The sequence below is a fragment of the Staphylococcus aureus genome, from assembly GCF_001027105.1.
Classification (GTDB): domain Bacteria; phylum Bacillota; class Bacilli; order Staphylococcales; family Staphylococcaceae; genus Staphylococcus; species Staphylococcus aureus.
On record NZ_CP011526.1, the window covers coordinates 223,289 to 249,764 of the forward strand.

Annotated in this window: 24 protein-coding genes; 19 read left to right on the plus strand and 5 right to left on the minus strand. The window is 33.6% G+C overall.

The genetic code is table 11. The features are described 5' to 3' along the window. Window positions 1-144 precede the first annotated feature (144 nt). From nikA to AA076_RS00965, 4 genes are all read right to left on the minus strand, one after another. Window positions 145-1,620, minus strand: a complete 1,476-nt coding sequence (gene nikA, locus AA076_RS00950) for a nickel ABC transporter substrate-binding protein (protein WP_000669653.1) — start codon at window positions 1,618-1,620, stop codon at window positions 145-147. 197 nt (window positions 1,621-1,817) lie between these two features. Next, window positions 1,818-2,174 (minus strand): DUF488 domain-containing protein, encoded by a 357-nt coding sequence (locus AA076_RS00955; RefSeq protein ID WP_000215216.1) that lies wholly within the window; start codon window positions 2,172-2,174, stop codon window positions 1,818-1,820. Between the two features lie 156 nt (window positions 2,175-2,330). Further along, window positions 2,331-2,504, minus strand: coding sequence for a hypothetical protein (locus AA076_RS14260; protein ID WP_000773989.1), 174 nt, complete (start codon window positions 2,502-2,504; stop codon window positions 2,331-2,333). A gap of 25 nt (window positions 2,505-2,529) precedes the next feature. Further along, window positions 2,530-3,675 (minus strand): globin domain-containing protein, encoded by a 1,146-nt coding sequence (locus tag AA076_RS00965; RefSeq protein ID WP_000954810.1) that lies wholly within the window; start codon window positions 3,673-3,675, stop codon window positions 2,530-2,532. 154 nt (window positions 3,676-3,829) lie between these two features. On the opposite strand from AA076_RS00965, the gene AA076_RS14265 reads away from it, so the two are divergent. Together AA076_RS14265 and AA076_RS00975 are read left to right on the plus strand one after the other, a co-directional pair. Further along, entirely contained in the window at window positions 3,830-3,937 is a 108-nt protein-coding gene (locus AA076_RS14265; protein WP_001789859.1) for a hypothetical protein, read from the plus strand. A gap of 310 nt (window positions 3,938-4,247) precedes the next feature. Further along, entirely contained in the window at window positions 4,248-5,201 is a 954-nt protein-coding gene (locus AA076_RS00975) for an L-lactate dehydrogenase (protein ID WP_001031882.1), read from the plus strand. Window positions 5,202-5,520: 319 nt separating this feature from the next. Here the strand turns inward: AA076_RS00975 and AA076_RS00985 are convergent, their stop codons facing one another. After that, on the minus strand, window positions 5,521-7,050 hold the full coding sequence (locus AA076_RS00985; RefSeq protein ID WP_000838204.1) for a PTS transporter subunit EIIC: 1,530 nt from the start codon (window positions 7,048-7,050) through the stop codon (window positions 5,521-5,523). A gap of 361 nt (window positions 7,051-7,411) precedes the next feature. On the opposite strand from AA076_RS00985, the gene AA076_RS00990 reads away from it, so the two are divergent. The 17 genes from AA076_RS00990 (at window position 7,412) to tarS (ending at window position 26,361) form a co-directional block, all read left to right on the plus strand. Continuing rightward, window positions 7,412-8,347, plus strand: coding sequence for a nucleoside hydrolase (locus AA076_RS00990; protein WP_000823215.1), 936 nt, complete (start codon window positions 7,412-7,414; stop codon window positions 8,345-8,347). Between the two features lie 109 nt (window positions 8,348-8,456). Further along, on the plus strand, window positions 8,457-8,555 hold the full coding sequence (locus AA076_RS14275) for a hypothetical protein (protein WP_001791653.1): 99 nt from the start codon (window positions 8,457-8,459) through the stop codon (window positions 8,553-8,555). 130 nt (window positions 8,556-8,685) lie between these two features. Then, complete coding sequence (locus AA076_RS01000) at window positions 8,686-10,782, plus strand: BglG family transcription antiterminator (RefSeq protein WP_001012747.1); 2,097 nt, start codon at window positions 8,686-8,688, stop codon at window positions 10,780-10,782. Further along, the gene (locus tag AA076_RS01005; protein WP_000531476.1) at window positions 10,767-11,234 is read left to right on the plus strand and encodes a PTS sugar transporter subunit IIA; all 468 of its coding nucleotides are present in this window, start codon (window positions 10,767-10,769) and stop codon (window positions 11,232-11,234) included. Before AA076_RS01000 ends, AA076_RS01005 begins: the two co-directional genes overlap by 16 nt. 22 nt (window positions 11,235-11,256) lie before the next feature. Beyond that, entirely contained in the window at window positions 11,257-11,535 is a 279-nt protein-coding gene (locus tag AA076_RS01010) for a PTS sugar transporter subunit IIB (protein ID WP_000815795.1), read from the plus strand. Window positions 11,536-11,761: 226 nt separating this feature from the next. Further along, the gene (locus AA076_RS01015; protein ID WP_000120104.1) at window positions 11,762-13,021 is read left to right on the plus strand and encodes a PTS galactitol transporter subunit IIC; all 1,260 of its coding nucleotides are present in this window, start codon (window positions 11,762-11,764) and stop codon (window positions 13,019-13,021) included. Between the two features lie 17 nt (window positions 13,022-13,038). After that, entirely contained in the window at window positions 13,039-14,094 is a 1,056-nt protein-coding gene (locus AA076_RS01020) for a zinc-binding dehydrogenase (RefSeq protein ID WP_000646203.1), read from the plus strand. A gap of 1 nt (window position 14,095) precedes the next feature. Next, window positions 14,096-14,242: a hypothetical protein gene (locus AA076_RS14280; RefSeq protein WP_000230358.1), complete on the plus strand. Its 147-nt coding sequence runs from the start codon at window positions 14,096-14,098 to the stop codon at window positions 14,240-14,242. Between the two features lie 23 nt (window positions 14,243-14,265). Next, on the plus strand, window positions 14,266-15,309 hold the full coding sequence (locus tag AA076_RS01030) for a galactitol-1-phosphate 5-dehydrogenase (RefSeq protein WP_000645604.1): 1,044 nt from the start codon (window positions 14,266-14,268) through the stop codon (window positions 15,307-15,309). A gap of 527 nt (window positions 15,310-15,836) precedes the next feature. Continuing rightward, on the plus strand, window positions 15,837-16,553 hold the full coding sequence (locus AA076_RS01035; RefSeq protein ID WP_000638475.1) for a 2-C-methyl-D-erythritol 4-phosphate cytidylyltransferase: 717 nt from the start codon (window positions 15,837-15,839) through the stop codon (window positions 16,551-16,553). Beyond that, window positions 16,546-17,571 (plus strand): alcohol dehydrogenase catalytic domain-containing protein, encoded by a 1,026-nt coding sequence (locus AA076_RS01040; RefSeq protein WP_000610189.1) that lies wholly within the window; start codon window positions 16,546-16,548, stop codon window positions 17,569-17,571. Before AA076_RS01035 ends, AA076_RS01040 begins: the two co-directional genes overlap by 8 nt. 21 nt (window positions 17,572-17,592) lie before the next feature. Further along, a complete protein-coding gene (gene tarK / locus AA076_RS01045; protein WP_000167985.1) occupies window positions 17,593-19,287 on the plus strand; it encodes a teichoic acid ribitol-phosphate polymerase TarK in 1,695 nt (564 codons plus the stop codon). Window positions 19,288-19,714: 427 nt separating this feature from the next. Continuing rightward, the gene (gene tarF, locus AA076_RS01050) at window positions 19,715-20,884 is read left to right on the plus strand and encodes a teichoic acid glycerol-phosphate transferase TarF (protein ID WP_000594815.1); all 1,170 of its coding nucleotides are present in this window, start codon (window positions 19,715-19,717) and stop codon (window positions 20,882-20,884) included. A gap of 275 nt (window positions 20,885-21,159) precedes the next feature. Continuing rightward, window positions 21,160-21,876: a D-ribitol-5-phosphate cytidylyltransferase gene (locus AA076_RS01055; RefSeq protein ID WP_000872486.1), complete on the plus strand. Its 717-nt coding sequence runs from the start codon at window positions 21,160-21,162 to the stop codon at window positions 21,874-21,876. Further along, window positions 21,869-22,894: a ribitol-5-phosphate dehydrogenase gene (locus AA076_RS01060; protein ID WP_000610203.1), complete on the plus strand. Its 1,026-nt coding sequence runs from the start codon at window positions 21,869-21,871 to the stop codon at window positions 22,892-22,894. Before AA076_RS01055 ends, AA076_RS01060 begins: the two co-directional genes overlap by 8 nt. Before the next feature lie 21 nt (window positions 22,895-22,915). After that, window positions 22,916-24,604: a teichoic acid ribitol-phosphate polymerase TarL gene (gene tarL, locus AA076_RS01065; RefSeq protein WP_000240920.1), complete on the plus strand. Its 1,689-nt coding sequence runs from the start codon at window positions 22,916-22,918 to the stop codon at window positions 24,602-24,604. A 32-nt stretch (window positions 24,605-24,636) separates the two neighbouring features. Then, the gene (gene tarS, locus AA076_RS01070) at window positions 24,637-26,361 is read left to right on the plus strand and encodes a poly(ribitol-phosphate) beta-N-acetylglucosaminyltransferase (protein ID WP_000975357.1); all 1,725 of its coding nucleotides are present in this window, start codon (window positions 24,637-24,639) and stop codon (window positions 26,359-26,361) included. Window positions 26,362-26,476: the final 115 nt, after the last annotated feature.

Below are 26,476 nucleotides of genomic sequence, written 5' to 3' on the forward strand. Positions count from 1 at the left end.
TAATCATTTTATTGAAATTCATCAAACAGAAATTAATACAATCATATAAGCAAATTAAACCACGCCATAATCATATTGGATGACTTCGGCGTGGTTTTTATAGTTGAAGCAGGGCTGAGACATAAATCAATGTCCCACACTCCCTTATCGTTCAATCGTTGTTCGATAATCGATTAAATAGATACCTTCAGGTGTTACTTTATAATTTTTAACCTTAGAGTTAGCAGCGACTATTTGATCGTTGTAAGCAATATAACTGTTTGGTACATCTCGACTTGATAATTTAATAATATCATTAGAAATATTGTGACGTTCCTTAACATCTACAGTATGATTCAATTGATTAATTAAATCATCGACGTTGCTATTATTGTAGTCTCCTTTATTAATAGCACCATCTTTTTTATATGCTTGATTAAAGAAATAACCTGTATCTCCACGAGGAATTGTTCCGAAACTATACATCGTTGCATCCCATGCAGAACGGTCTTTTAAGTAACCTTCTATGTCATCAACACTTTTAATGTCGATTTCAATATTTGCTTTTTTAGCATCTGATTGTAATACTTGCGCAATTTTCGATAGCTCTGGACGACCGTCATACGTAATTAACTTAATTTTTAAAGGGTGTTCTTTTGTATAACCATCTTTAGCTAATAACATTTTTGCTTGTTCGATATTTTGTTTGGTTAACTTAGGTTCTTTAATATATGGAATTTTATCATTAAATGGACTCGTTGCAGGTTTCGCATAACCTTGATAAATATGATCTGCAATACCTTGTCTATCAATGATATGATCTAATGCTTCACGAACGGATTTAGTCATTTTTTTATTAGTATGATTATACATAAGTAAAGAAGTTCTAAATCCAGATTCTTTTGACACTTTTAAATTTTGATTATTTTCTATGTCTTGAACTTTATTAACTGGGACATCAGTTATTAAATCATCTTTTTGAGATTCTAAATTTCTGACGCGATTATTGCCGTCTTCTTGGTACGTCACAGTAATATGATCAAGTTTCGGTTTACCTTGCCAATAGTCCTTAAAATTCGACAATGATATTTTTCGAGATTGCTTATAATCTTTTATTTGGTAAGGGCCTGTACCAACAGGAGTTTGATTAACATCTGATTTAGCATCTGTATCATAAATTGCCATAAAAGGATTAGCTAATTCAGATACAAGTTCAGGGTAAGCGGAGTTGGTTTTAATTGTCAGTTTTTGACCTTTAGCGGTAATTGATGATATTGGTAATGAATATTTGACCAAGTCGCTTTTTTTCATGCTATTTTCAAGGCTAGATTTCACTTTTTCTGCAGTCAATTTTTGACCGTTTTGAAATTTAATATTATCTTTTAATTCTATATCTAACGTTGTATCATTTGGTTGATGATACGATTTCACTAATGCTTTTTCTATTTTTCCTTGATCATTTGTTTTAAATAATGATTCTGCAGCACCAATCTTAACTGGTACATCTGTTTCATAAGGTGCAATAGACTTTGTTTTTAACGGTAACGAAATATTTAAGTCTTTGCCAGATGAATGCATTGAGCCACATCCTGATAACACTAATACTGCTGAAAATATAGTTGCTAGTCTTTTAAACTTCATTTCATTAACACTCTCTTTCTAATTACTATGTAAAACCCAACAATTAATATTTTAAAACTTTATTTTGTTAAAGTAAAATGTTGTTCAAGTTTAGTAATTATTAAAGTTCAATTAATTGTAGTAATTATGCTTTTTAAAAATAAATATTAGAAATGAAGTTAGCGACATTTATAGTGATTCACGATAAACATATATAACTAAGTATTGAGCAACTGCTGTAGTACTACAGCTTGGTTATGTTTAGTATCTTTTGCTGCATATAACAATAGAACATGATTATGCTGATTTACAATATCCTTTAATTTTTCAAAAGCATCTTTTTGCGCATCCTGATCACGTAATTCTTTTTCATATTTTTCTTTAAAAGCTCCAAAAAGTTTAGGATCATGTTGGAACCATTGTCGCAACTCAGTAGAAGGGGCAATGTCTTTTAACCAATAATCTAGGTTAGCAGTTCTTTTCGAAATACCTCTCGGCCAGACTCTATCGACTAGGATACGAATAGCGTCGGTATTATCTTTATTGTCATAAATCCGTCCAATATCTACGGTCATCTTGTGAACTCCTTTCTTATGAAATTCAGTGAGCATACATCAATGCATGTTGTGGTGGGACGACCAAATAAATTTTGCGAAAATATCATCTCTGTCCTACTCCCAATTAAAAAACAGCCATGACAAAGTAAAGTCATAGCTGTTTTGGTATAGATGTCATTTATTTTTACGTTTAGTTAAATACTTCAAACCAACTGCAAAGACCGTGTACCCGGCTATGGTTTGTATCAATGTTTTAATTAAATTATTATTTTTAACAATAATATTTGCAGTAACAATACTTACGAAATATAATGCAAATACTTTTACGTAACGTTGATTAAGTTTCATATGAGCACTAAACCTCTTTTCTCAGTTATACTGCAACGCTTAGTCTTGGAATAAATGTTTCGTAGTGTACGCGATCCATATCGTAATTTAAAGATTTAAGTGCTTCGATCATAGATTGTAAGAATTTTGTACCACCACAGATATAAATTTCAGGTTTATTTGCTAAAAATACTTGTAATTCTTCAGCACCAATATAGCCTTGTTTATCTTTTAAGTGTGTATATAATTTAGCGTTGTCATGATGGCTTGCGATACTGTTGAAGTTGTCTTTGAAAGGTAAATGTTGTTCATTTTCAGCAACTTGAACCATCTGTGTATCTAAACCTTTGGCAGAGGCAGCTTCATACATAGCTACTAAAGGTGTAACACCAATACCTGAACCTAAGAAAAGTTGTGGTTCAGTCGTATTCTCTAATACGAATCCACCTACAGGCGCAGCTAAATTAATCATATCGCCTTCTTTAATCTCATCGTGTAAAATTGTTGAAACTTCGCCTTCATGTTCTGTTGTGACATCACGTTTAACGCCAAAAGTTAAATGGTTTTTTTCACCTGATACGATAGAATAGTGACGTTTAGCTCTATATGGAAGTTTATCACTAGAAACATCAACTGTGATGTATTGGCCTGGTGTAAATTCACTAAAGTCATATTCTTCAGTTTCAACTGTAAATGATTTAATGTCTTCAGATTCTTGTTTAATATTGGTAATTTTGAATGGTTTAAAACCAATCCACATCATTTGATCATAAATTTCTTTTTCAATTTGGATGAACACATCCGCAATAACGCCATATGCTTTTGCCCAAGCTTGAATGACAGGGTCATTTTCTTCTAATCCTGTCACGTCTTGAATGGCTTTTAATAAATTTTTCCCCACAATTGGATAATGTTCAGCATAAACTTGTAGTGCGCAGTGTTTATATGCGACTGGCATAATGACTGGTTTAATAACACTTAAGTTATCGATATTAACCGCTGCGGCCATTACAGCTTGTGCTAATGCTGAAGATTGCATGCCTCGTTTTTGGTTCGTTTGATTAAACATGTTTAAAAGTTCAGGATGCGCTTTAAACATTTTTGGATAAAAGATTGACGTAATTTCTGTCCCTTTCTCTTTAAGTAAAGGCACCGTTTGTTTGATAATGTCTTTCTCTTGTTCTGTAAGCATGATACTCCTCCTTTAATCTGTATATTTTGATTATTCTACTAAAAATTTCGATATTCAATTAATTGGTTTGAGAAAATATAAATAAAATGGCAAATTTGATAATTGTATGACATTTTTAATTTTTTAAATACTTATCAATAAGCATTGTGTACAATTGTCTGTTTGCACACCGACGATTGAGCGCATTTATTTGACTAATTCAAAAAACATTGTTGTTTTCCTAGAAAAAAGTAAACATGATAATAAAAATGTGAAAGTGTAAATAATCACTGGCGAAGTACGAAGACTAAAGACATCTAAGATGTAATCGTATACAAATTAAAAAGGTGTAAAAATTAAAATAAAATGTGAAATAAATCACAATTTAATATTGACCCAGTACTTAATGCATGTTACATTTTATATGTGAAATAAATCACAAACTTAAAAGCGGATGACACATGACCTTTTAAGTTATGCGTTGAAAATAAAAGAGATGTTTATTTGCTTTTGTATCGTCAATAAGCAGCATTAAACTAACATATTTGAAGCTACATGTATGTTAGTGAATTAATCATAAGGGAGTTTTTGTAATGAACAAATTTAAAGGGAACAAAGTTGTATTAATAGGTAATGGTGCAGTAGGTTCAAGCTACGCATTTTCATTAGTGAACCAAAGCATTGTTGATGAATTAGTCATCATTGATTTAGACACTGAAAAAGTTCGAGGAGATGTTATGGATTTAAAACATGCCACACCATATTCTCCAACAACAGTTCGTGTGAAAGCTGGCGAATACAGTGATTGTCATGATGCGGATCTAGTTGTCATCTGTGCTGGTGCTGCACAAAAACCTGGAGAAACACGTTTAGATTTAGTATCTAAAAACTTGAAAATATTCAAATCAATTGTTGGTGAAGTAATGGCATCAAAATTTGATGGTATTTTCTTGGTAGCTACAAATCCTGTTGATATTTTAGCGTATGCAACATGGAAATTCTCTGGTTTACCTAAAGAACGTGTTATAGGTTCTGGTACAATTTTAGACTCTGCACGCTTTAGATTATTGTTAAGCGAAGCGTTCGATGTTGCGCCACGTAGCGTCGATGCTCAAATTATTGGTGAACATGGTGACACTGAATTACCAGTATGGTCACACGCTAATATTGCGGGTCAACCTTTGAAGACATTACTTGAACAACGTCCTGAGGGCAAAGCGCAAATTGAACAAATTTTTGTTCAAACACGTGATGCAGCATATGACATTATTCAAGCTAAAGGTGCCACTTATTATGGTGTTGCAATGGGATTAGCTAGAATTACTGAAGCGATTTTCAGAAATGAAGATGCCGTATTGACTGTATCAGCATTATTAGAAGGCGAATATGAGGAAGAAGATGTTTATATTGGTGTTCCAGCAGTCATCAATAGAAACGGTATTCGCAACGTCGTAGAAATCCCATTAAACGACGAAGAACAAAGCAAGTTCGCACATTCAGCTAAAACATTAAAAGATATTATGGCTGAAGCAGAAGAACTTAAATAACTTTTTATAAAATCTATACCATCCCAAAAATTGTAAAACCTTACCCAAAAAATTGTATAAAGGGCTATTTGATACAACTATATGTGTCGAGTGGCCCTATTTTTAATGTAGTGAAAGTCGTTGTTGAAATTAAATTCAAATCTGGCACTTAAGCTTTAATCATAGCATTAAGATGATTGTCTAGCAGAGGCGATTTGCGGGCTCACTACAGTGCATGATGAACTTAATGCTTCAAATGTAACATTAAAAATAAAAGCAACGATGTCACTTCTTACTTCGTACATCGTTGCCATTAGTTCTGTTGATATTTCGGTTAGTCTTAATCCCCGAGCAATTCTTCAATTTCATTTTTGATAACTGTAACGTGAGGCCCATAAATTACTTGCACACCAGTGCCTTGCTGGATTACACCTTTGGCACCAGTACTTTCGAGTAATACTTTATCGACTTTGTCATTTTGATGAAGTGTGACGCGTAGTCTCGTTGCACAACAGTCAACGATTTCAATGTTATCTTTGCCTCCCAAACCAGCAACAATAGTTTGTGCTCTTTCAGTAGCCTCAACTTGTTGTGCTGCAGCTTTATCTTCTCGACCAGGTGTTTTGAAATTAAATTTCGTAATTAAGAATCTGAAAACGATGTAATACAAACAGAACCACACAATTCCAATAGGTATGACGTATAGGTAGTTTGTTTTACTATTACCTTGTAGCACACCAAAGAGTAAGAAATCGATAAAGCCTCCACTGAAGGTTTGACCAATTGTAATGTTGAAAATGTCTGCCATCATAAATGCTAATCCATCAAAGAAGGCATGGATTACATAAAGAATAGGTGCGACAAACAAGAAACTAAACTCTAAAGGTTCGGTAATACCTGTTAAAAATGAAGTGAGTGCAGCGGATAACATTAAACCGCCGACAACTTTTTTATGTTCAGGTTTAGCTGTGTGATAAATTGCAAGTGCGGCACCACATAAGCCGAACATCATCGTAATAAAACGGCCTGACATAAAGCGTGACACACCTGAATAATACTTCGTCACATCTGGATCACCAAGTTGAGCAAAGAAGATGTTCTGCGTACCTTGAACTAAGTGCCCTTTGACTTCTAAAGTACCACCAAGTGCCGTCTGCCAAAACGGTAAGTAAAAAATATGGTGTAAACCGAGTGGACCTAACAATCTTAAGATGAAGCCATAAACAAAAGTACCGATGGCACCTGTTTTCGTTACAAATCCACCAACATGATAAATGCCGGCTTGTATGCTTGGCCAAATGAAAAACATCAATACACCTAAAAAGATTGCGGCAAATGCTGTGACAATAGGGACAAATCTAGAGCCACCAAAGAAACCTAAATACGGTGGTAATACCACTTTGTGATATTTGTTGTGAAGTATTGCGGTCATAATACCTGTGATAATCCCGCCAAAAACACCGGTTTCAACCGTTTGTATACCGAGCACCATGCCTTGTCCATTTTGTGCAAGCTGATCTTTTGCCAATGTGCCCGTGATAGTTAATAAGCCATTCATAGTTGCGTTCATAATTAAGAAACCGAGCAGCGCAGCTAAACCTGCAGTACCTTTATCGCTTCTAGATAATCCGATTGCGACACCAATTGCAAAGATGACCGGTAAATTTTGGAAAACAATACTACCTGCAGCTGACATTAATGTAAAAATATTTTGTAATAAGGTAATATCTAAAATAGGGTATGCTTTAACGGTGTTTGGATTACTTAATGCACCACCGATACCCAACAATAGACCTGCAGCTGGTAAGATTGCGATAGGTAACATAAAGGACTTGCCGAACTGCTGTGCTTTTTCAAATAAAGATTTCATCAACATCCCTCCTAATTATTCTCAATATAGCTTTTGAGAAATTTAATATCAATATATATTCTGTGTATGAAAATATTTTTCATAAAAATTGTTTGAATCATGTAACAATCATATAAATTGCTGTTTATATTGTTGTGAAAATGAGTTGACAAAAGTCGGTATAGATATGTAGACATCCTATTTTTAGCGAGGTAGGTTGATAAGGCATATCGGATAAATTTATAAGCCATAAAATAGATAAATAGTGTTTGTATCCAAAAATATGAGAAAGTTAAAACTATTTTTCAAAATAAACATGATTCACCACATAAATAAATATACATAAGCTATCGATAACAACTTAAGAAAGGTGGATATATAAATGAAAAGAAAGATTATTATGGATTGTGATCCAGGACACGATGATGCAATAGCATTAATTTTAGCGGGGGCAATTGACAGTCCACTAGAGATATTAGCTGTAACAACAGTCGCAGGTAATCAATCAGTTGACAAGAATACGACAAACGCCTTGAACGTATTGGATATTATGGGACGCCAAGATATAGCAGTAGCGAAAGGTGCGGATAGGCCGTTAATTAAACCAGCTGCCTTTGCTTCTGAAATACATGGGGAATCTGGATTAGATGGTCCGAAACTACCGTCGACACCATCACGTCAAGCAGTTGCAATGCCAGCATCAGATGTGATTATAAACAAAGTGATGACGAGTGATACACCTGTAACAATTGTAGCGACAGGTCCTCTTACGAATGTAGCAACGGCATTGATTCGTGAGCCAAGAATCGCTGAGCATATTGAATCTATTACTTTGATGGGTGGTGGTACATTTGGAAATTGGACGCCTACAGCAGAATTCAATATTTGGGTAGATGCTGAAGCAGCGAAGCGTGTTTTTGAAAGTGGGATTACTATAAATGTGTTTGGTTTAGATGTAACACATCAAGTTTTAGCCGACGATCACGTGATTGAACGCTTTGAAAGTATCAATAATCCTGTTGCACAGTTCGTCGTAGAATTATTGCAATTCTTTAAGAAGACATACAAGACTCACTTTAATATGGATGGTGGTCCAATACATGATGCTTGTACAATTTTGTATTTGTTACAACCAGAATTGTTTACAATGGTACCCGTTAATATCGACATTGAACATCAAAGTCCACTAACTTATGGCACTATGGCTGTCGATTTAAATCATGTTACAGGTAAGCCTGCCAATGCTTATTTTGCTACAGCAGTTGATGTTGAAGAAGTGTGGAACTTGATAGACCATAAGTTACGTACATACGAATAATAATACTTAATTAAATAGATACAGTTAACCCTAAGGCGCCTGATATAAGCGTCCTTAGGGTTTTTGTATTGGGTTACAATGGTCATGACAATTTGATAATGATTGAGATATGTATGTTAAAAATGCTTCAAAAAAACACAAAACACAAAAATATATGCAAAAATTTCAATTGCTTTATTTTAAAAGATTAAAATCACAAAAAATATAGATATAATTGAAATGTTGTTAAAACATCACAATGATGTACATGCTCATTTTGAAAATATGTGTTCAAAGTGTGTACATCGGTGTGACGATTGATGATAAATTGAGCTCAGATGCTCAAAGGAGAATCGAACATGAACGGGGATAATCAGCAAATACTCAGAGAAATTGTATTGAATCCTACTATTCATGGTAAAGAACTTGAATCGATATTTGGTTTGTCTCGTAGACAACTAGGATATCGCATTCAAAAAATCAATTTGTGGCTTGAACAAGAGGGTTATCCAAAACTTGAAAGAACAAGCCAAGGAAATTTTATTGTAAGTTCTGAAATCATGACGTTATTCAAGCGAGATGTATCGGAGCAGCAAATGTTAAACGGCAACAATGTCATTTTTAGCATAGAAACACGTCGTTATTATTTAATGCTCATGCTTTTTAGTAAGGAAAACGCAATGTCTCTAAACCATTTTTCAATTGATTTACAAGTCAGTAAAAATACTGTCATTCACGATATAAATCATGTGAAAGAGCAATTGGAAAATCATGGTTTGTCACTTAAGTATTCTCGAAAACATGGTTATGAAATTGTTGGTGATGAATTTGAAGTTCGCCGTTTCTTCATTAAGTTGATTGATCAAAGGTTGAATCATGATATTACTAAAAGTGAAGTTTTAAAGGCGCTCAACTTAACATTCGAAGATATCGCATATCAAAAAGACAAGATCAAACAGGTAGAACAATTTTTGAAGAGTCGCTTTATAGACAAATCACTTAGTTCATTGCCTTATGTCCTTTGTGTGATTCGTAGACGAATTCAAAGTGGTCATGTGATGAATCCATTAAATATTAATTATCAGTATTTGAGGGATACGAAAGAATATCAAGCAACGGAGATTATGACGCAACATGAGCCGGATTTGCCAGAAGCGGAAAAGTTATATTTGACATTACACTTACTTTCAACAAGTGTGCAATGGACTGATTTGCAAGAATCAGATAGCATATCGAATTTAACGATGGCCATCGCTCAAATGATTCACCATTTTGAACAAATCACTTTTATTAACATTGAAGATAAGGAGAAATTATCACAGCAACTCTTGTTACATTTAACGCCTGCTTTTTATAGGATTAAATATAACTTAACGGATCGTGATGAATTAATAAATCCTTTACAAGGAAATTATCAATCCTTATTTCATATGGTGAAACAATCATGTCAATCGTTAACTGAATATTTCGGAAAATCGTTGCCTGATAATGAAATAGCATATTTAACCATGTTGTTCGGAGGTAGTTTGAGACGTCAAGATGAAAACTTCGATGGCAAGATAAAAGCTATTATCGTGTGTACACAAGGCACGTCAGTATCACAAATGATGTTATACGAGTTGCGAAACTTATTTCCAGAAATTATTTTCTTAGATGCGATTTCACTTAGAACATTTGAAAATTACACATTAGATTATGACATCGTCTTTTCACCAATGTTTGTCCTAACACATAAAAAATTATTTATCACAAAAGTAGCTTTATCTGAAAATGAGCAACGAAAGTTACGTAAAGAAGTGATGAAGTACATTAATAAGGAATCGGCTGACATTGATAAGGAAATAAACAAGTTAATGGCATTAATTGAACGCACAACGACAGTTAATGACATTACAGAACTACGTGATGGTTTAGAAGATTTTATTGCCAATTATAATTCAATTTCAACCATTAATGGATCGATTGTCACACAAAATAAGACATTAGATTTAGCTGACTTGATACCGGCAAGGCACGTGAAAAGAATGCATCATGTTGAAAATATTGATGAAGCTATTGCTAAAGCAAGTGATGTGTTAGTTGCTAATCATTTTATTGATATTAAATATATTCATGAGATGCAACAGGTATTTGATGATTCGTATATGGTTATCATGCAAAATATTGCTATTCCACATGCATACTCTGAAAAGCATGTACATAAAACAGCGATGAGTATGTTGATATTACAAGAACCAATATACATGTCAGATGGCACAGCAATCCATATTATTGTACCTATTGCTGCTGTTGATAAAGTGACACACTTAAGAGCGTTACTACAATTGAGAGATGTGGCGCAAGACAATGACGCAATTAAGCGCATCATACAAAGTCGCAAAAATTCTGATGTAAATGAGATTTTAAAAAATTATTCAAATAAAGAAGCGAGGGAAAATGGATGGGACAGCAATTAGTGCATAAAGAAAATATAATGCTCAATTTGTCGGCAACTGATAAAGAATCCGTATTGTCACAAATGTCAGATGTGTTATTTCAAAATGGGTTCGTGAAGTCAACGTTTAAAGATGCAGTCATCGACAGAGAAAAAGAATTTGCTACTGGTTTACCAACGCATCTATGTTCGGTCGCTATACCGCATACAGATGTCGAACATATTAACCATAGAACGATAGGTGTGGCTGTTCTAGAAAAAGAAGTGCCGTTTATTGAAATGGGAACACTTGATCAACAGACAGAAGTGAAAATCGTTTTTATGTTAGCAATGGATAAAGTAGATGATCAACTTAAGCTGTTACAACAGTTGATGCAAATTTTTCAAAGTGAAGAAAAATTGGAGCAGATTCTACGAACGAAAGATGAAACAATTTTAGCAACACTAATCAATGATTATTTGGAATATAACTAAAAATTAATTGGAGGAATTGAAAATGAAACAAGTATTAGTAGCGTGTGGTGCAGGTATTGCAACGTCAACAGTAGTAAATAATGCAATTGAAGAAATGGCAAAGGAACACAATATTAAAGTAGATATTAAACAAATCAAAATTACAGAAGTTGGACCTTATGAAGACACTGCAGATTTATTAGTTACAACTGCAATGACAAAAAAAGAATATAAATTCCCAGTTATCAACGCACGTAATTTCTTAACTGGTATTGGTATTGAAGAAACAAAACAACAAATCTTAACAGAGTTACAAAAATAACGGAATTGATATGTAACGTGGGTCGATAACATATTAATATATGCAAATTGCATATAAATGACTATCACGACAAATGATTGTTGATGACATAGAAACGCAGTGACTGTAATTCAAAAGGACTGCAGTCGAATTTAGCAAGGGTTGTCGTTGAAATGACTGTAACGTCAAATGTAATCACAATCGGAAAGTATCGTGACAATGCATATATAACAGGGAGGGTTTAAATATGAGTTACTTCACTGATTTTGTAAGGGGATTTTTAGATTTAGGTGCAACTGTTATTTTACCGGTTGTCATATTCTTGCTTGGCCTATTCTTTAGGCAGAAAATTGGAGCGGCATTTAGGTCTGGTTTAACAATAGGTGTGGCTTTTGTAGGGATTTTCTTAGTCATCGATTTATTAGTTAAAAATTTAGGGCCAGCAGCACAAGCGATGGTTAAAAATTTAGGCGTCAGTCTGAATGTGATTGATGTAGGTTGGCCAGCAACATCATCTATCGCTTGGGCATCATCTGTCGCAGCATTTATTATTCCACTCGGAATCATAGTTAACGTTGTATTGCTAGTAACTAAAGTGACAAAGACGATGAATGTAGATATTTGGAATTTTTGGCATTATACGTTTACAGCAGCAATGGTTTATGCCGTATCAGGCAGTATTTGGCAAGCGTTATTAGCAGCAGTTATTTTCCAAATTATCTGTTTGAAAGTAGCAGATTGGACAGCACCGATGATGAGTGAGTTCTTTGATTTACCAGGTGTATCGATTGCTACAGGAAGTACAATTTCTTATGCACCAGGTATTTACTTAGTTAAATTGTTACAAAAAGTACCCGGTCTGAATAAGTTAGATGCTGATCCTGAAACAATTCAAAAACGTTTTGGCGCATTTGGAGAGTCTATATTTGTCGGCTTAATTTTAGGTTTAGGTATTGGTGTGTTAGCAGGTTACAAACCTGGAGACATCATTAATTTAGGAATGTCAATGGCTGCAGTAATGGTATTAATGCCTAGAATGGTAAAAATCTTAATGGAAGGTTTAATGCCAGTTTCAGAGTCTGCAAGAACATGGCTAAATAAACGTTTTGGCGAACGTGAAATTTATATTGGATTGGATGCGGCTGTAGCATTAGGTCATCCAGCAGTTATTTCGACAGCATTAATTTTAGTACCTATCACTGTTTTATTAGCCGTTATTTTACCAGGAAACCAAGTACTACCTTTTGGTGACTTAGCAACGATACCATTTGTTGTCGCGTTTATTGTTGGTGCAGCAAGAGGAAACATTATTCATTCTGTCATTGTGGGTACGATTATGATTGCAATTTCACTATATATTGCAACAGACGTAGCACCCATTTTCACAGATATGGCGAAAGGTACGAATGTACAAATGCCAAAAGGTTCATCTGAAATTTCAAGTATTGATCAAGGTGGTAATATCGTTAACTATCTTATCTTTAAACTATTTAGTCTATTCAATTAAAAATCGAGGTGTTTGTGGTGAAAGCTTTAGTAAAAACAAGAGAAGGACATGGCAACTTAGAACTTCTTGATAAAGAAGTTGCAACACCGCTAGATGATAAAGTAAAGATTAAAGTACATTATGCAGGAATTTGTGGCACAGATATTCATACTTATGAAGGTCATTATAAAGTTAATTTTCCAGTGACATTAGGTCATGAATTTTCTGGTGAAATCGTTGAAGTTGGAGCAGACGTTAAAGATTTTAAAGTTGGTGACCGTGTCACATCTGAAACGACATTCTATGTTTGTAATGAGTGTGAATACTGTAAATCAAAAGACTATAATTTATGCAACCATCGAAAAGGTATTGGAACACAAGTTGATGGCGCATTTACTAATTATGTCATTGCACGTGAAGAAAGTTTGCATCATATTCCAGACGAAGTATCGTATCAGTCTGCAGCTATGACAGAACCATTAGCATGTGCACATCATGGCGTTTCTAAGATTCAAGTCAATTCAGGCGATGTAGCAGTTGTAATGGGACCTGGGCCAATCGGATTACTTGTAGCACAAGTGTTAAAAAGTAAAGGCGCAACTGTTGTGGTAACTGGATTGGACAATGACAAAGTCAGATTAGATAAAGCAGAAGCATTGCACATGGATTATGTAGTCAATTTACAACAAACAGACTTAAAAACGTATATCAATGGAATTACAGACGGTTACGGTGCAGATGTTGTTGTTGAATGTTCAGGTGCAGTTCCAGCAGCACGACAAGGTTTGGATATTTTACGCAAAAAAGGTTTCTACAGTCAAATAGGTATTTTTAAGGATGCTGAAATTCCATTTGATATGGAAAAAGTGATTCAAAAAGAAATAACAGTTGTTGGTAGTAGAAGTCAAAAGCCAGCAGATTGGGAACCTTCATTGCAACTTATGGCGGATGGTTTAGTAAATGCTGAAGCTTTGGTGACAAAAATATATGATATTTCGAAATGGGACGAGGCGTATCAACATTTAAAATCCGGCGAAGGTATTAAAGCATTACTTAAGCCGCTCGATTTAGATGAAAATGAAGGAGAGAATTAATATGGTAGAATCAATGCTAACTTTTATGCTTGGGCCATTAAGACAAATCACTGATTTTTATATGGAACATTTACTCGTAAGTAATTCCATTGTCATTGCAGGTTATTTTGCGACAGGTATTTTTAAAAAGAAAAAAGTTGTGAATTAAATCAAATTTGAGGTGATTTACAAGTGAAAGCATTGAAATTATATGGCGTGGAAGATTTACGGTATGAGGATAATGAAAAGCCAGTCATTGAAAGTGCGAATGACGTTATTATTAAAGTACGAGCGACTGGCATATGTGGTTCAGACACGTCACGATACAAAAAAATGGGGCCATACATTAAAGGTATGCCATTTGGTCATGAATTTTCAGGTGTAGTAGATGCCATTGGAAGTGATGTTACGCATGTTAATGTGGGCGACAAAGTGACAGGTTGCCCAGCAATACCTTGTTATCAATGCGAGTATTGTTTAAAAGGTGAATATGCACGATGTGAAAAGTTATTCGTCATTGGCTCATATGAACCTGGATCGTTCGCGGAATATGTCAAATTGCCAGCGCAAAATGTTTTAAAGGTTCCAGACAATGTTGATTACATTGAAGCAGCAATGGTTGAGCCATCAGCCGTTGTTGCGCATGGGTTTTATAAATCGAATATACAACCTGGTATGACTGTTGCAGTAATGGGGTGTGGCAGTATAGGTTTGTTAGCTATTCAATGGGCACGAATATTTGGTGCTGCACATATCATCGCTATAGATATAGATGCGCATAAACTAGATATTGCAACATCATTGGGCGCACATCAAACAATCAATTCAAAAGAAGAAAATCTTGAGAAATTCATCGAAAATCATTACGCCAATCAAATCGATTTAGCTATAGAATCATCAGGTGCTAAAGTTACGATTGGTCAAATATTGACGCTACCTAAAAAAGGTGGCGAGGTGGTATTACTCGGAATACCATATGATGATATTGAGATTGATCGCGTTCATTTTGAAAAAATTCTGCGTAACGAGTTGACAGTATGTGGCTCTTGGAACTGTTTGTCCAGTAATTTTCCGGGCAAAGAGTGGACGGCAACCTTACATTATATGAAGACGAAAGATATTAATGTAAAGCCTATTATTTCTCATTTTTTACCGTTAGAAAAAGGCCCGGAGACATTTGATAAATTAGTTAACAAGAAAGAACGATTTGATAAAGTCATGTTTACGATTTATTAGTATGCACCTTTGAGGACGAAAACGCTGGTATAGTTATAGCTATGAAAGTGCGAATGCCGTCTGGTCTATAGATACTATCGAAATAATTCATCTTCGAATATACGTTGATAAATAGCCGGTTTACTTGTGTGAAATATGCTTGTGAATCGGTTGTTTTGCATTTTGTATACTTAAAATGAGATGGCAATATTTGATAATTTTTAAAGTGAAAATCAAGTACAGCCACTTAATAAGATAAATTTATTATAATATATGGTAAAATGATGGCAGTAATAATGAATTTGAAAAAGAGTAAACATTAATACCTTTAACAATTTAATATCGTCAGAGTTAATGATTAACTGCATGGCAAAACAACTTAGAATGGTCAGTTACAAAAATACATTTTTATAAAAAATTATCACACTATTGTGACAACTATCTTTGGATTAATAAAAGAGGCAAGTGAGCAATAGGTTAGGCTTATGTGCGGGCATAGGTCAGTAATGTATAAATGGAAATGATGTAATGACAGAATGGAGGACAACATGATTTATGCAGGTATTTTAGCAGGAGGTATTGGTTCGAGAATGGGGAACGTGCCATTACCAAAACAATTTTTAGATATTGATAATAAACCGATTTTAATCCATACAATTGAGAAGTTCATTTTAGTGAGTGAATTTAATGAGATTATTATCGCAACGCCAGCACAGTGGATTTCCCATACACAGGATATTTTAAAAAAATATAACATTACAGATCAACGTGTCAAAGTAGTTGCAGGTGGTACGGATCGAAATGAAACAATTATGAACATTATCGACCATATTCGCAATGTAAATGGAATTAATAATGATGATGTGATTGTAACTCATGATGCCGTAAGACCATTTTTAACTCAACGTATTATTAAAGAGAACATTGAAGTAGCAGCAAAATATGGTGCAGTAGATACAGTCATTGAAGCAATTGATACGATTGTAATGTCTAAAGATAAACAGAACATACACAGTATCCCTGTAAGGAATGAAATGTATCAAGGCCAAACACCACAATCATTTAATATTAAATTATTACAAGATAGTTATCGCGCCTTAAGTAGTGAACAAAAAGAAATCTTATCAGATGCATGTAAAATCATTGTCGAATCTGGACATGCAGTTAAATTGGTACGTGGAGAACTATACAACATTAAAGTGACAACACCGTATGATTTAAAAGTAGCAAATGCCATTATTCAAGGTGATATTGCCGATGATTAATCAAGTATATCAACTCGTTGCACCGAGACAGTTCGACGTCACATATAATAATGTTGATATTTATGGTAATCATGTCATCGTAAGACCTTTATACTTGTCTATTTGTGCAGCTGATCAAAGGTATTACACAGGTCGAAGAGATGAAAATGTACTACGCAAAAAATTACCAATGTCATTAGTTCATGAAGCTGTTGGTGAAGTTGTATTTGATAGTAAAGGGGTATTTGAAAAAGGTACGAAAGTAGTAATGGTACCGAATACACCTACAGAGCAACATCATATTATTGCGGAGAATTACTTAGCCTCTAGTTATTTTAGATCTAGTGGTTATGATGGTTTTATGCAAGACTACGTTGTGATGGCACATGATCGTATCGTTCCGCTGCCTAATGACATTGATTTGAGTACGATTTCATACACAGAGTTAGTGTCAGTAAGTTATCATGCTATACAACGATTTGAACGTAAATCTATACCTTTGAAAACCAGCTTTGGTATTTGGGGTGATGGTAACTTAGGTTATATTACTGCTATTTTGCTACGTAAGTTGTACCCAGAAGCTAAAACTTATGTATTTGGTAAGACAGACTATAAATTAAGTCATTTTTCATTTGTAGATGACATCTTTACAGTAAATCAAATACCAGATGATCTTAAAATTGATCATGCATTTGAATGTGTTGGAGGTAAAGGAAGTCAAGTTGCACTTCAACAAATAGTTGAACATATTTCACCAGAAGGCAGTATTGCTTTGTTAGGCGTAAGTGAATTACCCGTGGAAGTGAATACACGATTAGTACTTGAAAAAGGATTAACGTTGATTGGTAGTAGTCGAAGCGGCTCTAAAGATTTTGAGCAAGTTGTTGATTTATATCGTAAGTACCCAGACATAGTTGAAAAGTTAGCATTATTAAAAGGACATGAAATTAATGTATGTACGATGCAAGATATCGTCCAAGCGTTTGAAATGGATTTATCGACATCTTGGGGAAAAACAGTATTGAAATGGACGATTTAATAAACCGATGGGGGAATAACAATGACAAAAACGAAACAAGCAATACATATTGATAACATATACTGGGAACGTGTTCAGTTATATATTGAAGGACATAGTGAAGGTGTCGATTTAACATCAGGACAATTTGTTCTGAGGAATTTAACCGAAACAAAAACATTAGAAGCAAATGAAATGAAAATAGACGGTAATACATTTATATGTAGATTCAACGTCGCAATATTAGACGATGGGTATTATTTACCAATGGATAAATATTTATTTGTTTATCATGACCAGTTAGAGTATATTGGACAACTTAATCCAAATATTATTGATCAAGCTTATGCGGCATTAAATGAAGAGCAAATTGAAGAATACAATGAGCTGACTACACAAAATGGAAAAGTGAACTATTTATTAGCGTATGATGCTAAAGTTTTCCGTAAAGGTGGCGTATCACAACATACGGTCTATACCATTACTCCGGAAATAGCAAGTGACGTTAACGAATTTGTATTTGATATTGAAATCACCTTACCTCAAGAGAAATCAGGGGTCATTGCGACAAGTGCACACTGGCTTCATAAACAAGGTCATAAAGCTTCATTTGAAAGTAGAAGTTTCTTATTTAAAGCTATTTTTAATATTACAAAGTTACTACATATTAAAAGAAGCAAAACAATATTATTCACATCAGATTCGCGTCCGAATTTATCAGGGAATTTCAAGTATGTATATGATGAGTTACTACGCCAAAAAGTAGATTTTGATTATGATATTAAAACGGTATTTAAGGAGAATATTACGGATAGACGCAAATGGAGAGACAAGTTTAGATTGCCATATTTACTTGGTAAGGCCGATTATATTTTTGTTGATGATTTCCATCCATTAATTTATACGGTTCGCTTTAGACCATCACAAGAAATTATTCAAGTGTGGCATGCTGTTGGTGCCTTTAAAACAGTTGGCTTTAGTCGTACAGGTAAAAAAGGTGGTCCGTTTATCGATTCATTAAACCATCGTAGTTACACGAAAGCATATGTTTCATCAGAAACCGATATTCCATTTTATGCTGAAGCATTTGGAATTAGAGAAGAAAATGTTGTACCAACAGGTGTACCACGTACTGATGTACTATTTGATGAAGCTTATGCAACACAAATTAAACAAGAGATGGAAGATGAATTGCCAATTATAAAAGGTAAGAAAGTTATTCTATTCGCACCGACATTTAGAGGTAATGGTCACGGTACGGCACATTATCCATTTTTTAAAATTGATTTTGAACGTTTAGCAAGATACTGCGAGAAGCATAATGCAGTTGTGTTATTCAAAATGCATCCGTTCGTAAAAAATAGACTTAATATTTCACGTGAACATAGACAATACTTTATCGATGTGTCAGATCATCGTGAAGTTAACGATATTCTCTTTGTTACAGACTTGTTGATTAGTGATTATTCATCTTTAATATATGAATATGCAGTATTTAAAAAGCCGATGATTTTCTATGCATTTGACTTAGAAGATTACATTACGACGCGTGATTTCTATGAACCATTTGAATCATTTGTTCCAGGTAAAATTGTACAGTCCTTTGATGCATTAATGGATGCTTTGGACAATGAAGATTATGAGGTTGAAAAAGTTGTGCCATTCTTAGATAAACATTTTAAATATCAAGATGGTCGCTCAAGTGAACGTTTAGTCAAAGATTTGTTTAGACGCTAATGTTGGCATATATTACTTGCCATGCAAATGAGTCATAAGGCATAGTTTTCAAGAAGGGTTCTGACAATGAAGTGAGCAACATGTCATGATGAGAAGCAGGACTATACAATGAGAATAACCTTTTGATTTTTCATGCATAAGGCGATTCAATCAAAAGCAATCACCTTCCAACTGAATTGTCATTTTGTAAAATAAAATAATCGATCCAATCGTTATCTAATTCATAAATGTGTAAACACATACGTTATGAATGGATAACGATTTTTTGTTATGTTAAAGTGGTACATTAATCATGTATTTCGTATGATAATTAACGACAAGTGTAATGGTTAAATGTATTTTATGATGAAATGCTATAATAGGCATGGTTACAATGAGCTTGCTCATACATATTAATATAATTACAAAAACACGTCGGAGGTACGACATGATTAAAAATACAATTAAAAAATTGATAGAACATAGTATATATACGACTTTTAAATTACTATCAAAATTGCCAAACAAGAATCTAATTTATTTTGAAAGCTTTCATGGTAAACAATACAGCGACAACCCCAAAGCATTATATGAATACTTAACTGAACATAGCGATGCCCAATTAATATGGGGTGTGAAAAAAGGATATGAACACATATTCCAACAGCACAATGTACCATATGTTACAAAGTTTTCAATGAAATGGTTTTTAGCGATGCCAAGAGCGAAAGCGTGGATGATTAACACACGTACACCAGATTGGTTATATAAATCACCGCGAACGACGTACTTACAAACATGGCATGGCACGCCATTAAAAAAGATTGGTTTGGATATTAGTAACGTTAAAATGCTAGGAACAAATACTCAAAATTACCAAGATGGCTTTAAAAAAGAAAGCCAACGGTGGGATTATCTAGTGTCACCTAATCCATATTCGACATCGATATTTCAAAATGCATTTCATGTTAGTCGAGATAAGATTTTGGAAACAGGTTATCCAAGAAATGATAAATTATCACATAAACGCAATGATACTGAATATATTAATGGTATTAAGACAAGATTAAATATTCCATTAGATAAAAAAGTGATTATGTACGCGCCAACTTGGCGTGACGATGAAGCGATTCGAGAAGGTTCATATCAATTTAATGTTAACTTTGATATAGAAGCTTTGCGTCAAGCGCTGGATGATGATTATGTTATTTTATTACGCATGCATTATTTAGTTGTGACACGTATTGATGAACATGATGATTTTGTGAAAGACGTTTCAGATTATGAAGACATTTCGGATTTATACTTAATCAGCGATGCGTTAGTTACCGACTACTCATCTGTCATGTTCGACTTCGGTGTATTAAAGCGTCCGCAAATTTTCTATGCATATGACTTAGATAAATATGGCGATGAGCTTAGAGGTTTTTACATGGATTATAAAAAAGAGTTGCCAGGTCCAATTGTTGAAAATCAAACAGCACTCATTGATGCATTAAAACAAATCGATGAGACTGCAAATGAGTATATTGAAGCACGAACGGTATTTTATCAAAAATTCTGTTCATTAGAAGATGGACAAGCGTCACAACGAATTTGCCAAACGATTTTTAAGTGATAACTTAAAAACAATAAAAAATTATAAATTAATTAGTTAAGTGATATAAATAATAAACGAAATGTTTGCTTGTATGTTATTATTTGTGTATGAAAACGTCTGATATAATGTAATATAGGTTTAAACAAAATATGCTAAAATATAAGCAAAATATGTATAATTTTAAGTAATACACAGACATTTAGAGTTTTGATTTTAAAATGAGTTTTCAATTGGAAAATGCAACGAAATTTAAATAATTAAATATAGATATAGTTGAATGGAGGAAGTATTTTATGAAATACGCTGGTATTCTAGCTGGAGGTATAGGCTCAAGAATGGGTAACGTACCTTTACCTAAACAATTTTTAGATTTAGACAACAAACCGATTTTAATCCATACATTAGAAAAATTTATTTTAATTAATGATTTTGAAAAAATTATTATCGCGACGCCACAACAATGGATGACGCATACGAAAGATACACTTAGAAAATTCAAAATTTCTGATGAAAGAATTGAAGTCATTCAAGGTGGTAGCGATCGTAACGATACAATTATGAATATCGTTAAACATATTGAATCAACAAATGGTATTAACGATGACGATGTCATTGTGACACATGATGCAGTTAGACCATTTTTAACGCATCGTATTATTAAAGAAAATATTCAAGCTGCTTTAGAGTACGGTGCAGTAGATACAGTGATTGATGCTATAGATACGATTGTTACATCTAAAGATAATCAAACGATTGATGCAATTCCAGTGCGTAATGAAATGTACCAAGGTCAAACACCTCAATCGTTTAATATTAATTTATTAAAAGAAAGCTATGCACAGTTGAGTGATGAGCAAAAGAGTATTTTATCTGATGCTTGTAAGATTATTGTAGAAACAAACAAACCGGTTCGACTTGTAAAAGGTGAGTTATATAACATTAAAGTAACAACACCTTACGATTTAAAAGTAGCGAATGCTATTATTCGAGGTGGTATTGCCGATGATTAATCAAGTATATCAATTAGTTGCACCTAGACAATTTGAAGTTACGTATAACAACGTAGATATTTACAGTGACTATGTCATTGTACGTCCTTTATATATGTCAATTTGTGCTGCCGATCAAAGATATTATACTGGTAGCCGTGATGAGAATGTCTTATCTCAGAAATTGCCAATGTCTTTAATTCATGAAGGTGTTGGTGAGGTCGTATTTGACAGTAAAGGTGTGTTTAATAAAGGTACAAAAGTAGTTATGGTACCGAATACGCCGACAGAAAAAGACGATGTCATTGCTGAAAACTATTTAAAATCGAGCTACTTCAGATCAAGTGGACATGATGGGTTTATGCAAGATTTTGTGTTGCTAAATCATGATAGAGCTGTACCACTACCTGATGATATTGATTTAAGTATTATTTCATATACAGAGCTTGTAACAGTAAGTTTGCATGCTATTCGTCGTTTTGAAAAGAAATCTATTTCAAATAAAAATACATTTGGTATTTGGGGTGATGGTAACTTAGGTTACATTACAGCCATTTTATTACGTAAATTATATCCAGAGTCTAAAATATATGTCTTTGGTAAAACAGATTATAAATTGAGTCACTTCTCATTTGTTGATGATGTCTTCTTTATTAATAAAATACCTGAAGGCTTAACATTTGATCATGCATTTGAGTGTGTGGGTGGTCGCGGTAGTCAATCAGCCATAAATCAAATGATCGATTACATTTCACCAGAAGGAAGCATTGCACTGTTAGGTGTAAGTGAGTTCCCAGTAGAAGTTAATACACGTCTAGTATTGGAAAAAGGACTAACGTTGATTGGTAGTAGTCGAAGTGGTTCAAAAGATTTCCAAGATGTTGTAGACTTATACATTCAATACCCAGATATTGTAGATAAATTAGCGTTGTTAAAAGGTCAAGAATTTGAAATTGCAACAATTAATGATCTTACAGAAGCTTTTGAAGCAGACCTGTCTACATCTTGGGGTAAAACAGTATTAAAATGGATTATGTAAATAGAAAAGGATGAATTAACGTTGGTTAAAAGTAAGATATATATAGATAAAATCTATTGGGAACGTGTTCAGTTATTCGTTGAAGGACATAGTGAAAACCTAGATTTAGAAGATAGTAATTTTGTATTAAGAAATTTAACTGAGACACGTACAATGAAGGCGAATGATGTCAAAATAGATGGGAATCAATTCGTTTGTCGTTTCAATGTAGCTATCTTAGATAATGGTTATTACTTACCTGAAGATAAGTACTTATTAGTGAATGAGCAAGAACTTGATTATATTGCACAGTTAAACCCAGATGTGATTAATGATGCATATCAAAATCTAAAGCCAGAACAAGAAGAAGAATACAACGAATTAGAAACACAAAATGGTAAAATCAATTTCTTATTGCAGACTTACCTAAAAGAATTTAGAAAAGGCGGCATTTCGAAGAAAACGGTTTATACTGTTACACCTGAAATTTCTAGCGATGTTAATGAATTTGTCCTTGATGTTGTTGTAACGACTCCGGAAGTTAAAAGTATTTATATCGTTCGTAAATATAAAGAATTACGTAAGTATTTCCGCAAACAATCATTTAATACAAGACAATTTATTTTTAAAGCGATATTTAATACGACGAAATTTTTCCACTTGAAAAAAGGGAATACGGTGTTGTTCACATCAGACTCTAGACCAACGATGTCTGGAAACTTTGAATACATCTATAACGAAATGTTACGTCAAAATTTAGATAAAAAGTATGATATTCACACTGTTTTTAAAGCGAATATTACAGATAGACGTGGCATCATCGACAAGTTTAGATTGCCATATTTACTTGGGAAGGCAGACTACATCTTTGTTGATGACTTTCACCCATTGATTTATACAGTGCGTTTTAGACGTTCTCAAGAAGTTATTCAAGTATGGCATGCCGTTGGTGCCTTTAAAACAGTTGGCTTTAGTCGTACTGGTAAAAAGGGTGGACCATTTATTGATTCATTAAATCATCGTAGCTATACAAAAGCTTATGTATCATCTGAAACCGATATTCCATTCTACGCTGAAGCATTTGGTATTAAAGAGAAAAATGTAGTGCCTACAGGTGTTCCACGTACTGATGTACTATTTGATGAAGCTTATGCGACACAGATCAAACAAGAGATGGAAGATGAATTACCAATTATTAAAGGTAAGAAAGTCATTCTTTTCGCACCAACATTTAGAGGTAGTGGTCATGGTACAGCACATTACCCATTTTTCAAAATTGATTTTGAACGTTTAGCAAGATATTGCGAAAAAAATAACGCGGTTGTATTATTTAAAATGCATCCATTTGTGAAAAATAGACTTAATATTGCAGACAAACATAAACAATATTTTGTTGACGTTTCTGACTTTAGAGAAGTTAATGATATACTGTTCATAACAGATTTATTAATTAGTGACTATTCATCTTTAATATATGAATATGCAGTATTTAAAAAGCCAATGATTTTCTATGCATTTGATTTAGAAGATTATATTACGACGCGTGATTTTTATGAACCATATGAATCATTTGTTCCAGGTAAAATTGTGCAATCATTTGACGCATTAATGGACGCCTTGGACAATGAAGATTATGAAGGAGAAAAAGTCATTCCATTCTTAGATAAACATTTTAAATATCAAGATGGCCGATCAAGTGAGCGTTTAGTCAGAAATTTATTTGGTAGCTAAGTTTATATAGTAGTCAAAGTGGGAGAGGTATAATGATGAAATTTTCAGTAATAGTTCCAACATACAATTCAGAAAAGTATATAACAGAATTACTTAATAGCCTTGCGAAACAAGATTTTCCGAAAACTGAATTTGAAGTGGTTGTAGTTGATGACTGTTCAACAGATCAAACGTTACAAATAGTTGAAAAGTATCGCAATAAATTGAACTTGAAAGTAAGTCAACTCGAAACAAATTCTGGTGGTCCAGGTAAACCTAGAAATGTGGCGTTAAAACAAGCAGAAGGTGAATTTGTATTATTTGTGGACTCCGATGACTATATAAACAAAGAGACTTTAAAGGATGCAGCAGCATTTATTGATGAACATCACTCAGATGTCTTATTGATTAAAATGAAAGGTGTTAATGGTCGTGGTGTACCACAATCTATGTTTAAAGAAACAGCACCTGAAGTTACTTTGTTAAATTCAAGAATTATCTATACTTTAAGCCCGACTAAAATCTATAGAACAGCATTACTAAAAGATAATGACATTTATTTTCCAGAAGAATTAAAGAGTGCAGAAGATCAATTATTTACAATGAAAGCATATTTAAATGCAAATCGAATCAGTGTGTTAAGTGATAAAGCGTATTATTATGCTACAAAGCGTGAAGGTGAACATATGAGTAGTGCGTATGTTTCACCTGAAGACTTTTATGAAGTCATGAGATTGATTGCTGTAGAAATATTAAATGCAGATTTAGAAGAAGCCCATAAAAATCAAATCTTAGCAGAATTTTTAAATCGTCATTTTAGTTTTTCTCGTACGAATGGCTTCTCACTTAAAGTTAAACTAGAAGATCAACCACAATGGATTAATGCTCTAGGAGACTTTATACAAGCAGTTCCAGAACGTGTAGATGCATTGGTGATGAGTAAATTACGACCATTGTTGCACTACGCGAGAGCGAAAGATATAGACAACTATAGAACTGTGGAAGAAAGTTACCGTCAAGGTCAATACTACCGTTTTGATATTGTAGATGGTAAATTAAACATTCAATTCAATGAAGGCGAACCATACTTTAAAGGCATTGATATCGCTAAGCCAAAAGTGAAAATGACAGCATTTAAATTTGATAATCATAAAATTGTTACAGAGCTAACGTTAAATGAATTTATGATTGGCGAAGGACATTATGATGTCAGACTTAAATTACATTCACGAAACAAGAAGCACACAATGTATGTACCTTTAAGTGTCAATGCGAATAAACAATATCGTTTTAACATTATGTTAGAAGATATTAAAGCGTATTTACCTAAAGAAAAAATTTGGGATGTTTTCTTAGAAGTCCAAATAGGTACGGAAGTATTTGAAGTGCGTGTTGGTAATCAACGTAATAAATATGCATATACTGCAGAAACAAGTGCATTAATTCATTTGAATAATGATTTTTATAGATTAACACCGTATTTCACAAAAGACTTTAATAACATTTCGTTATACTTTACAGCTATTACATTAACGGATTCAATCTCATTGAAGTTAAAAGGTAAAAACAAAATCATTTTAACTGGTCTGGATCGTGGTTATGTATTTGAAGAAGGTATGGCTAGTGTCGTACTAAAAGACGACATGGTGATGGGAATGTTAAGCCAAACATCAGAAAACGAAGTGCAAATCTTACTTAGCAAAGATATTAAAAAGCGAGACTTCAAAAATATTGTTAAGTTAAACACTGCACATATCACTTATCCACTAAATAAATAATAAATGCCCTCAAATCATTGTGAGCCAACATGATTTGAGGGCTTTATTTTGCTGTTTATGACATGATTATGACATTTCCCTGATTTTCATTTTCATATACATTAAATTGTATACA